Genomic DNA, 12,119 nt, shown 5'->3' with positions numbered 1-12,119 from the left:
GCTAATTGATGGCAATAATACAAAATAATAGCGAACTACAACGGCTAAATAGTAAAGCCTATTTTAAAACCTCCCCATTTGTGCGATGCACCTGTTTTAAACTCTTCGGTAATGTCGTTACGGAAGTACTCAAAGTAAAGCGTGCGGAATTGTATAATGATACCATAGTTGTTCTCTAAAACAAAACGCTCTATACCCCGGGCAGCAATAGTGTAGGGGCTGCGTGTAAAGATACCGCCCTGCATAGAGGCATCATAACCTATAGCTTTATAGCGTGGCTGTGTAAAAATGTAAGCACTAAATTTTTTCTTGTTTTTAACAGGGTTATACGGAGTACTAATAAGCCCAAAAGTTGCGTTTAATCCCAGCGAGGCAAATGTATTAAATGTACCCAGGTGTGCTTTGGTATCAAGGTTTATGGCGGCAAGCCTTTTGTAGCTAAATAGCTGTTTTTCATAAGCCAGCTCATAGTCAAGTACAATGTCGTTTTTAATCTGGTTGTGCCAGCCCTGCGGTATATCGTCGCCTATCCAGCGGTGTATGCCGGTTTGTATCTCGTTACCCAGTGCGGCCGGCCCAATCATTCCAACAACTAACGATGATGATAAGCGCGATTTGCTCAGAGTATCTGTGCTTACCATAAAACTTTTTAAGGCAATGGTTGCTGCATACGGCCTGTCGCCATACTGAATACCCGCTTCTTTAATGCTCGTGGGAATGTACCCTAAATTTTCGAACAACAGCCCATATTTCTGTTCGCTGTCTTTAAGTTGCATGAACAAATGGTTAACAGGATTTTTACGCAGCCAGGGCATAACCAGTTCGAGCTGGTAGCCCTGTGTGTAATAAATGTCGGATGCGGTAAAAAAGTCATTTTCGTAATTAATACGAAAATAACTTTCGCGCTGCATGTCCCTGAAAGATGCTGTATTATCTATTTTCTGAGCATGCAGTATAAAAGATAGTAAAAGAAAGAGTACGGTATTACAATGGCTGTATTTCATAAAACTCTATAGGCAAATCATCCGGGTCGGCAATAAAGGTAAAGCGGCTTCCGGTAAATTCATCTATACGTACGGGTTCTGCCACCACATGGTTTTCGGCAAGCCATGCAAGGGTAGCGTCAATATCGGGTACCTGAAAAGCAAGGTGGCGCAACCCGGTACCCTCCGGCCTCGATGGTCGTTTAGCGGGATTAGGAAAAGAGAACAGCTCTATGGCATAGGTACCATTAACAGCCAGGTCAAGCTTATAAGAGTCGCGGGCCTCACGATAGTTCTCTGCAATAATGGTACAGCCTAAAATATGGGTATAAAAATGTTTAGATGCAGCATAATCAGTACAAATAATTGCTACATGGTGTATATTGGTAATATTTATCATCTAAAGTATAAAATTATTAAGACTGGTTTATCCACCAGTGGTTGCCAAACGGGTCTTCAAAACCGGCGGCATACCCATATTCCTGTTTTGCCGGTTTTTGCAGTTCGGTGCCTCCCTGTTCAATTGCGGCATTAAATACCCTGTCTACATCGGTTACAAAAATAAACATGCCTGCTGTTTTTTGTTTCCAGTTCTCGTTGCTTCCGGCAAACATAATTACGGCATCGCCTATTTTTATTTCGCCATGCATAATGGCACGGCCTATTTCGCCGGGAACGATCATTTGCTCTGTGGCACCAAATACTTTTTTGGTGTATGCTAAAAATGCCGGGGCATCGTCCAGCACAAGGTAAGGCATAACAGGCAGGTAGTTTTGTGGTATTGTCATTATAGTAGTATTTTAAATTCCCGATTATAAATATAATGAAATTTTAATACACTAATGTTATGATTTTATGAACCGTTTTAAACCGCGCCCGTGTTTCCTGAAACTTTTTACGGCATGCGCCGACGGATATTGCCTGTTTTTTGTAATATTATTAAAAATTAATGCAGCGATTAAAAGGATAGTTGCCCCGCTTAGTACCGGCGAAAGCACATACATATAACCCAGCGCCCTTATTTGTGCCGACCCTGTTACTGCTATAAGTGCCGTTGCCCCTCCGGGTGGGTGCAGTGTTTTTGTTATCTGCATAAAAATTATTGACAGCGAAACAGCAAGTGGTGCCGACAGCCAGAGAACATCCGGGATGAGTTTTTGTATCGTTACACCAATAATTGCAGATATTACATGGCCGCCTATTAAATTACGCGGTTGTGCCAGAGGGCTTTGTATAACCCCATAGACCAGTACGCACGATGCACCAAAAGAACCTATAAGCAATACATAATCCTGCTGAGGAAAAACTTCGTATTGCAGATAGGCAATAGTGCCTAACCCAATAAATGACCCTACAAAAGCCCAAAAGTGTTCTTTAAAATCTACAAGTGTTTCTGTATATAATACATAGCGGGCATGGCGGTAGCTGCGTTTTATTTTTTGTAAGGGCATGAGTTATTTTTTAGCAAAACTATATACCGTGTACGGAAAAATGCTCTGTGCAGTATACTTAGCAACAAGGCTTACAATTAAGAGTGGAATGAATAGGGTATAGTCATTAACCAGCCCGCATACCAAGAAAAGGGCAGTAAATGGAGCATGGATACTCGCGCTTAGCATAGCTGCCATACCCACTATCATAAAGTTAAGCGGAATAACCTCTGCATTAAAAAATGTGTTTAGTATTACAGCAAAGAATAGTCCTAAAAATGCACCTATAAAAATACCGGGCGCAAACACGCCACCATCGCCACCGGCACCAAGCGTTACAGATGTTATTATGGGTTTAAGCAGTAAAATTCCGCAAAGGGTTATGGCAACAAGTGGTGTTAGTTTAAGGGTATTTGCACCTGCAATACTTTCTTTAATGGCGTGGTAACCCTCACCATACAATTGTGGCAATACAAGTATCATAAGGCTTATGGCAGCTGCGCCAAAAAGTATTTTGTAATAGTGCGAATTAAATTTTAAAAACTGCTTTTTAAAGAACAGCACACATTTAGTTAAGTAAACAGAATTGATGCCTGCCAGTATTCCCAGTACTATAAACCACGGTAATGCATGCAGGTGCCATTGGGTTATGTGTACCGCAAAAAGAGGTTCTTCGTTAAGTACTAATACAAACGCGTAAGCGATACCGGCGGCAAGCAGGGTGCTAATAAGTTGTGGTTTAGTAGTTTTTTTAGATACTACCTCATACGCAAACAGTAATCCAGCAAGTGGCGTGTTAAACAGGGCTGTAACGCCTGCTGCAATACCTGCACAAATCAGCTCTGTTTTATAGCGTTTTAAAAAGGTTTCTTTTTCAGATGCTAAAGATCCTACAGCAGCAGTGGCTACAACGGTAGAAACTTCTACACCGGTGCTCCCTCCAAAAATTACGGTAAGCATACCATTTATAAAATGAGATGGAATTTTATAAGAGGGGAGGCCATTGCTGTTTTTAGCTGTAGCATCAAACACTTCTTTAATGCCTTTATTTTCCTTTTTTTTAAACAGGTACTGGCGCAATATATAAATTAACGAAAGCCCAAATGCCGGAAATATTACGAACCAGAGAGAATTTGCCAATGCCCTGGTATATAGTATATTTTCATAATGTTCTGTAACATGTTTTAGTGAAATACCCAACAAAGCTGCCAGAAAACCAACTACAAGCGATGCGATTACTAATTTTTTATAATGAAAAATATTGAGTCTTTTAAGGTAAATGTGCATTATAGGGTATTTAATAACTGTTTAAATTTAAAAAAAGAATGATACTATAAGATGACAAAAAGCGAACTAATTTAAAAAAACCTGATTATCAGGTTTTTATATTTCTTAAACTCGCGGCCTGTCGTATACAAACAATTGGAGTTACGCCGATGCAATTCTTATAATTTAATGGATTAACAATATTAAACATTTTAGAGCATAATAGAAAGAGAAATTTTATTTATGATAAATTTTAGATTCGGGGTTGTACTTTTAAAAACAATGGATCAATCCCTCAGGTTTTGGTATTAATACAAAGCCATTGGAATCCAATGGCGTTATTGGTCTTTGTGTGGGCTGTCAGGGATCACTGTCGAACACCTCGTGCCAATTCTAACACTATTTAATTCATTTTAAATGTATTAATATATTGATATATAGTTACTTAAAAGTGATTTTATATTTTCAATAATATCCATACTTTACGATTCAATATATCTATTGCTCTTTGATGATATTCATTTATAATATATGAAAATTAGGCCTACTACATCTATTTAACTTGTGAGGGATCTATCGAACACAACTGCTTATTTCGATTTTAAGTTTTAAACTTAAAACATATTTTTATTATTTTAAAGCATAAAAGGATAAAACAGTTATTTCGCAAAATTTACTATTTGTAAAAGTCTTACTACCTGCGTTACGCATGACATAATAGCTGATAAATGAGTAAATTATTTAACCTGTTAACATTTACCTTACCTAACTATAATATGGGGTTAAGAATTTCTTAAAACGTAAAAGTTTACAAATATTAAATATAATTACATTTTTGCATCAAATAATTTACTAATACTAATAATTTGAGGCAATGAAAAAAATTACGTTTTTGGTTTATGGCTTTTTTATCTTGTGGTCACTCGTTTCTTTTGCACAGGATGGCGCTGTAAAAGGGCGTGTCCTTGACGGTGCTTTTCCACTTCCCGGAGCAACAATACAATTAAGCGGGACTCAAAAAAATGCGTCTACCGATTTTGAAGGAAATTATACCATTACCGGAATCGCAGCCGGTAATTATGAAATGACAGTTACCTACCTCGGGTATGAAAAGGCCAGCCAAAGCGTTAGTGTCGAAGCAGGAAAAGTTACTCCGGTTCCCAATATAATAATGAAATCCACTACTGATGAATTAGAAGAAGTAGTTGTCTCGGCTAACGCCTCAAGGAGGCTTAGCGAAGCTAAGGCATTGAACATCCAGAAAAACTCTATTAGTATAGTAAATGTTATTGCAGCCGATGGTATTGGTAAACTTCCGGACAGGAATGCTGCCGAAGCGGTACAGCGTATACCGGGTGTCTCTATCGAGCGCGACCAGGGCGAAGGGCGCTATGTTGCTGTAAGGGGACTGCCAGCCGAATGGAGTTCTACGACCATGAACGGTAACAGGTTACCTACCGCCGCCGATGAGGGTGCAAGCAGGGCAACCGCGTTTGACTTTTTCCCTACCGAAATGATTGGTTACGTAGAGGTAGCCAAAGCACTTACCCCGGATATTGATGCTGATGCCCTTGGGGGCAGCGTAAATTTTATCACCAAAACAGCCCCATCTAAATTTACGGCTGATGCGACTATTGGAGCGGGTTATAACGAAAAAACTAATAAAGGTATTTACAGCGGGTCTGTGCTCGTAGGCGATAAAAGTAAAAATGGTAAGTTTGGGTATATCGTAAACCTTTCGCAATGGAACCGTAACTGGGCATCGGATAACTTTGAAGCACGAAGGTCGGGCGATGAGGGGGTTTACCGCCTTGAATTAAGGGACTATACCGGAGAAAGGCAAACTACCGGTTTTAACGGCGGCTTTGAATTTAACCCTAACGAAAAGAACAAGCTGTTTGTAAAGCTGAATTACGGTAAACTATTAGACAAGGAGTTGCATTACAAACACCGTATCCGTTTTGATAAATTTAACGATGCTACCGGCACAGGCCGTGTAGAACTGCAAAACATATATAACGAACTTAACTTTGACTTTTACGGCGCTGAAGTGGGTGGTAAACACATTGGCAATAAAGGTGTTTTAGACTGGAGCGCGGCACATTACAGCACAGAATTTTATTACGGCAATGTGCCTGATTCAAAGAATAACAGTTACTATTCGGTATTCTTTAAACAGGATGGCGTAGGTTTTAACCCGGCTTTTATTGAAGACAGGGGCAATGGCCCAAGGGCATATTGGAATACTGACGGCGGCACCATGAATACAGGGAATATGTTTGACTATTTGTCAGACTCCAATTTTCAGGACAGCGCAGATAAAATGAATTTTACAACCCTTGAATTGTATAAAGTAAATGTAAAAGAAAGGGATAATATTGTGGCAACGGTAAATTATGAATTTGATGCCAATGACGACCTTAAACTAAAATTTGGTGGAAAATTCAGGGATAAAGACCGTAGGGCAACTTTTGCCGATGAGTTTTACAACTGGACCGGTAACGGTGCCACACCTAAACTTTCAGATTACGGGCAGTACAATATATTACAACCCGGCAGGACAGATTACCTTAATGAGCTTGGTACAAACATAGGCAACAGTTTTGGTCCGGTACTTTCTAAAAATGGGATGAACCAGTTTTACCACGACAATTTTAGCAATGGCAACCTGACCTTATCAGAAGCGGATTCTGAGATCCTGGAAAATGGTGGTGGCCTTGGAAGAAATTTTGATGTAGATGAAACCCATACTTCAGGCTATGGTATGGCTACCTACAAGATAAGCGATAAGCTTACATTTCTGGGAGGTATCAGGGCAACTTATACCTATACAAAGGTTACAGGTTACCAATTTGACGTAACGGATGAAAATCCGGATGGCGTATTATCAGGGGTTGTTAAAACAAAGAAATACCTTTCGTTATTACCAATGGTGCATTTAAAATATACGCCCGAAGAAAACACTAACCTTAGGTTTGCTGCAACAAGGACATTTACAAGGCCAGATTTTGGATACCTTGTTCCGGGTGGTACCTACATTGCTGCGGATAATGAGTACGATGGCGGTAACCCGGATGTCAACCCTACTTACGCTTATAATTTCGACCTTATGGGCGAACATTATTTTGGCAAGCTCGATGTAGTATCGGCAGGAGTGTTCTATAAAATAATTACCGATCCTATTTTTATGGATACAAGGCAGGGTAACGTTAACGGGCATACCGGCGTAGAAGTTTCTCAACCGTTAAACGGTGACAATGCATGGCTTTTTGGTGCAGAGTTTAGTGGCAATAAAAAGTTCGATTTCCTGCCTGGTTTCCTTAACGGGTTTGGGGTGCAGGCAAATTACACGTATACAAAATCTGAAATGACAATCCCGGGGCGTGCAGGCAAGACCAGCCTGCCAAGGCAAGGTAAACATCTTGCTAACGCGCAGCTGTATTACGAAAAAGGCAGGGTAAATGTAAGGGCTGCCTACAACTTTAAGGCAAAATATATTACAGAGCATGGTACAAGCGGCCTTAAAAGGGATGATGTGTATTATGGCGATTATTCAGCGCTTGATGCAAATATTTCGTTTAAGCTAACAAATCACTTTACACTATTTGCTGAAGCAAACAACCTGCTGAACCAAAAACTGGAATATTATTATGGTGACGAAAGCAGGCCTAAACAGGTAGAGCTTTATGGGATAAGAGGACAAATTGGAGTTAAGTGGAGTTTATAAATACATTATTGGTTTAGTTAATGCAAGAAAGCCGGCTTATGCCGGCTTCTTCATGTAAAATATATTTGAAATGGCAATAAATTATATCTTCCGAAATTTATATTTTTATAAGTACTAAGAGGCCTGTAAAGGCAATTTGTAATCCGACACAAAAGATAAGGAAAGCGCAAATGCGCTTCACAACATCTTCACCATGCGGACCTAAAAAATGCAGCAGCCTGCGTACATTTAGATAGCAAACATAGATCATAGCACATATAAATGTGATTGAGATAAGGATTGCTGCCGAATGTAAATAATATCCTGTGCCGGTTACAGCCTGAGTATGGGCGCTTAACGTTAATAAGACCGATATTGTACCTGCGCCGGTAGTTATAGGGAATGTGATAGGATAAAATAACTTATCAATAATATTGGCTTCGGTAATGTGCTTATTAAGGGTGCTTTCCGTTATCTGCTGGGCATCTGAATTTAAAAAGTCCCACCCGGTCTTACATATCATAATCCCCCCGCCAAGCTGAATAATCGAAATTGTGATGCCAAATGCCTGTAATATAAATGGACCCACAAATAAAATAGAAACACAAAAGCTGAATGCATAAAATGTTATTTTTTTTACCGCATTCTTCTTTTGGTTTAAGGGAAGGTTTTTTAAGTAAGGGCTTATTAAAAAAGCCGAACCTAATGGATTAATTACTGGAAACAATGCAATTATCCCGATGAAAATCAGGTTGATGAATGAATTATTAAAAATATCGCCATTTAACATAAATGTAAATATAATAAAAAAGGGCTTCACGTAAAACTGAAGCCCTTTGCTAAATATGTTAGCGGCATCTATTGCCTGATGCCTACACGGTAATATTTTCCAGATGCAGCTACATCGAAAGCTACTGATAAATCATCTAAAATAAACTCTTCCCCAACAAGCAATTCAAAGGGATACTTAGCGTGGTTTTTAGCTACAAAATCTATTGCAAAACCCAGGTCATCCGGTGTGTAATTATGAAGCCCTTTTATTGTTAGCAGGTTACGGACTACCATTTCGGCATTGATGTTTGTAGCAGGCTGGTTATAAACAGCACCTATCCATACGGCAGTACCACCAATAGCAAGGAGTTCCAGGCCTGTTTCCATTACCTGGGGTATACCCGTAGTGTCTATAATTACATCAACTTTTTCGTTTTTAAAGAGCAACCTTATTTCATCTGTACTTAATTTGCCATCGACCAATTTATCTGCACCAAAATTTTTCGCAAATTCCAACCGTTCATTATTAATGTCCATAGCGGTAACACTTCGGGCACCACTTTCCTTTGCCATGGCACAAGCCGATAGCCCTAACATGCCTGTTCCAGTAATCATAACATTTTTGTCACTTAAATATCCGGCTACGCGCATTGCCCCTGCTATGGTAGCATGAGTACAATTTAAGGGTGCCGCCTGCCTGTGGCTTAAAAATTCAGGAAGTTTAAAAATAGCGGTTCCTTTTTTTAATACACAATGTGTAGCAAAACCTCCGTTGAGCCCATCTTCGGCAGTAAACTGATGATGCCCGTATTTATACAGGCCTTCTGATTTTTGGGGCATTCCTTTTTTTGCCATTTCACTTTTGCTGTCATAAGCATACACGCACCAAGTAACCAGGTCGCCCACCTTTAGTAACTGGCCGTTGTAATCCGCTTTGATCTTTTTCCCCAGGGTTATAATTTCCCCAATTATTTCATGCCCTAATACAGAAGGGCACGCAGAAGATCGCCTTCCTGAATGAGTATGCAGGTCGCTGGTGCAAATTGTGGTATAGGCAATACGAACAAGGACTTCGTTGTTGTCTATATCCCTTATTAGTACCTCTTCTTTTTTAAACGGTGCATCTTTATTGGTAAATACCATAGCCGTAGCTTTTGAAATCATATTCTGTATTTTATTTACTATTTGTAACTATTTTGTGTTTATTAAAATTCTATCCGTAACAGAAATTAGTAGGCGGGTCAATTTTTTCTCAATTCAACTATTTGCAATGTAAAACACACTGTGGCAATGCGTTTAAAATCCTGTAATACCTTACCAATCATTGATTTTTATTTTGATATCAAATGTACTTTGATTTTTATATAAGTAAAAATATATTTACTATTTGTAAACAATATTAACTATATGTTTACCTTTGCTTAATACTCAACAGCAAGTCTAACCTTATATTTGTAGCAATTAAACAAGCGAAGGCATGTCACTAAAAAGTATAAAAGTTACAAATAGTAAAAAAATATCTACAGCGTTAATTTTAGTTGCAGTCTTTCTTTGCTACACAGGTATGTATGCCATCAGGAAATCATTTTTGGCAGGGCAATACAATGACCTTTCTTTTGGATTTGGCCTTAACGCAAAAATAGTGCTGGTAATCAGCCAGGTTTTTGGATACATGGTTTCAAAATTTGCAGGTATAAAGATCATATCTGAAATGAAGAAAGAAAAAAGGGCAATATGGCTGGTGGGGTTTATTTCTTTCGGACTAGCGATGCTGGGGCTGTTTGCTATTGTACCTGACCAGTGGAAAATGGTAACCTTGTTCCTTAACGGCCTGCCTTTAGGGATGGTGTTTGGTATTGTATTTTCATACATAGAGGGCCGTAAAAACACCGAGCTGTTAGCTGCGGCACTTAGCGCCACCTTTATTTTTAGTACCGGTTTTGTAAAAACTGTCGGGCTGCTACTTATGCAGGATTATAATGTGAGTGAATATAATATGCCATTTTTTACAGGATTATTGTTTTTCCCGTTGTTCCTCCTGTCGGTGTATATCCTTAACCGCTCTGAAGGCCCAAGCGAGAGTGATGTAACAGAGCGTGCGCAGCGGGTGCCTATGTATAAAGAAGAACGTAAAGCCTTTATAGTACAAAACGGCATGGGTTATTTTGGCCTTGTGGGTATCTATGTACTATTAACCGTTGTAAGGGATTTCAGGGACAACTTTATTGTAGATTTTTGGGCAGAACAGGGCTTTACGGGAACGCCTCAAATAATAACACTTACCGAGATACCTGTGGCTATAACTGTTTTGGTCATCGCTGCTGCGGGTACGCTGATCCGTAAAAACAAGATCGCTTTTAATACTGCTATGGGGTTAACGGCAGTTGGGGCTGTGCTCATAATACTATCTACAGTACTATATGATAAAGGCCTTATGTCTCCGGTGGTATGGATGATCACCTCCGGTATAGGCGTTTACCTGCCTTACATATTATTTCATTGCCTCATATTCGAAAGGCTTGTGGCACTACTTAGTTTTAAAGGCAACGTGGGTTTCCTTTTTTACATTGCCGATGCTGTAGGTTACCTGGGCAGTGTAGTGGTACTTTTTCTTAAAGAAGTTACAGGGTTTAACCAAAGCTGGGCCCAGTTTTTTATAAAACTAAACATACAATCTGCTGCTTTTATACTTGCGCTTGCAGTATTTGCCCTATGGTATTTTAACAGGCGCTTTTCAAAAAAAAAGAGTGAGGCAACCCTTGTTTATTCATAATAGCTATATATAAATTTAAACAGTAATGAATACTAAATACGACCTTATTGTTATTGGTAGTGGCGCTTTAGGAACGTTCCATGCCTACCATGCGCTGCAAAATGGGCTAAGTGTGGCCCTGATAGAAAAAGACAAACAGCCTGTTAGTGCTACAGTGCGCAATTTTGGACAGGTAGTACCGTCAGGCATGGACACCAAATGGCAAAATTACGGGCGCGAAAGCCTTAAGGTATATAACGATATACAAAACAAATTTGATATATCGGTACGCAATAATGGTTCGATTTACCTGGCTTCCAACCAGGAAGAGGTGCAGCTTATAGAAGAGCTTAGCATTATTAATAAGAACAATGGTTACGAATCGCATTTGCTTACTAAAGAGCAATGCCTGGATAAATATCCGGGGCTGCGTGCAGATTATGTGCACGCAGGGCTATTCTTTCCTGAAGAAGTAACTGTAGAGCCACGCGTAATGATAAGCCGCCTGTTGCAGTTTCTTACGTCAGAAAAAGGGTTGCAGTATTACCCAAATACAAAAGTGGTACGCTGTGAGGCATGGGGCGATAACGAGGTAGAAGTAGAAACCGCCGGTGGCGCAATCTTTAAAGGAGCAAAAGTACTACTTTGCTGCGGATCTGAATTTAAAACCCTGTACCCTGACGTTTTTGCAAACAGCGATCTTGAGGTTACCAAACTCCAAATGTTGCAAACCAGGCCGCAGCCGGGTTATGAACTTAAGGGTTCTATCCTGACCGGGCTTTCCATACGTCGTTATGAAGCTTTTTACGAATGCCCGTCGTTTGATGCTATTAAAGCCAAAGAAAACGCTGATTCGTTCGAAAAGAAATGGGGAGTGCACATACTCTTTAAACAGGCAGCAGACGGATCGATGATTATTGGAGATTCGCATGAATATGCCGATGCAGCCAATATTGATGACCTGGGGTTTGACCTGCGTACCGATGTGGATGAATTTATGATAGATGAAGCGAAAAAGATTTTCAACCTGCCTACATACGAAATTCAGAACCGTTGGTTTGGAATGTATTCGCAATGCAAGGAAAATGATATTTTTCAGCATACGGTTGATAATAATATACATATAGTTACCGGCATTGGTGGCAAAGGAATGACAGGCAGTGCGGGATTCTCTAAAGAAAACATTAAACAGCTATTTAATTTAAGTTAGG

The 12,119-nt window shown here is 39.6% G+C and carries 10 protein-coding genes; 3 read left to right on the top strand and 7 right to left on the bottom strand.

Annotated features, from left to right (window positions below):
* Positions 1-44: 44 nt before the first annotated feature.
* The 5 genes from F565_RS0115515 to F565_RS0115495 are packed head-to-tail and all read right to left on the bottom strand — an operon-like array spanning position 45 to position 3,700.
* Positions 45-1,004 (bottom strand): lipid A deacylase LpxR family protein, encoded by a 960-nt coding sequence (locus F565_RS0115515; RefSeq protein ID WP_020214158.1) that lies wholly within the window; start codon positions 1,002-1,004, stop codon positions 45-47.
* Positions 985-1,383: an SMU1112c/YaeR family gloxylase I-like metalloprotein gene (gene gloA2, locus F565_RS0115510; protein ID WP_020214157.1), complete on the bottom strand. Its 399-nt coding sequence runs from the start codon at positions 1,381-1,383 to the stop codon at positions 985-987. Before gloA2 ends, F565_RS0115515 begins: the two co-directional genes overlap by 20 nt.
* A 16-nt stretch (positions 1,384-1,399) precedes the next feature.
* Positions 1,400-1,771 (bottom strand): VOC family protein, encoded by a 372-nt coding sequence (locus F565_RS0115505; protein ID WP_020214156.1) that lies wholly within the window; start codon positions 1,769-1,771, stop codon positions 1,400-1,402.
* A 57-nt stretch (positions 1,772-1,828) separates the two neighbouring features.
* Complete coding sequence (locus F565_RS0115500; RefSeq protein ID WP_020214155.1) at positions 1,829-2,434, bottom strand: HPP family protein; 606 nt, start codon at positions 2,432-2,434, stop codon at positions 1,829-1,831.
* 3 nt (positions 2,435-2,437) lie between these two features.
* Positions 2,438-3,700 (bottom strand): chloride channel protein, encoded by a 1,263-nt coding sequence (locus tag F565_RS0115495; protein ID WP_020214154.1) that lies wholly within the window; start codon positions 3,698-3,700, stop codon positions 2,438-2,440.
* A gap of 853 nt (positions 3,701-4,553) precedes the next feature.
* Between F565_RS0115495 and F565_RS0115490 the strand changes: the two genes are divergently transcribed.
* Positions 4,554-7,406, top strand: a complete 2,853-nt coding sequence (locus tag F565_RS0115490; protein WP_020214153.1) for a TonB-dependent receptor — start codon at positions 4,554-4,556, stop codon at positions 7,404-7,406.
* 97 nt (positions 7,407-7,503) lie between these two features.
* On the opposite strand, the gene F565_RS0115485 is transcribed toward F565_RS0115490, so the two are convergent.
* Both F565_RS0115485 and F565_RS0115480 read right to left on the bottom strand, forming a co-directional pair.
* Complete coding sequence (locus F565_RS0115485; protein ID WP_020214152.1) at positions 7,504-8,175, bottom strand: MarC family protein; 672 nt, start codon at positions 8,173-8,175, stop codon at positions 7,504-7,506.
* Positions 8,176-8,243: 68 nt separating this feature from the next.
* Positions 8,244-9,320, bottom strand: a complete 1,077-nt coding sequence (locus F565_RS0115480) for a zinc-binding dehydrogenase (RefSeq protein WP_020214151.1) — start codon at positions 9,318-9,320, stop codon at positions 8,244-8,246.
* A 313-nt stretch (positions 9,321-9,633) separates the two neighbouring features.
* Here F565_RS0115480 and F565_RS0115475 point away from each other — a divergent pair, with 313 nt between their 5' ends.
* Entirely contained in the window at positions 9,634-10,929 is a 1,296-nt protein-coding gene (locus F565_RS0115475; RefSeq protein WP_020214150.1) for a DUF5690 family protein, read from the top strand.
* 25 nt (positions 10,930-10,954) lie between these two features.
* On the top strand, positions 10,955-12,118 hold the full coding sequence (locus F565_RS0115470; RefSeq protein WP_020214149.1) for a TIGR03364 family FAD-dependent oxidoreductase: 1,164 nt from the start codon (positions 10,955-10,957) through the stop codon (positions 12,116-12,118).
* The last annotated feature ends 1 nt before the right edge of the window (position 12,119 follow it).

The organism is Flavobacterium rivuli WB 3.3-2 = DSM 21788 (assembly GCF_000378485.1).
In the GTDB taxonomy this organism is placed as follows: Bacteria; Bacteroidota; Bacteroidia; order Flavobacteriales; family Flavobacteriaceae; genus Flavobacterium; species Flavobacterium rivuli.
Note: the sequence above shows the minus strand (reverse complement) of the source record. Positions and strands in the feature narration are given on the sequence as shown.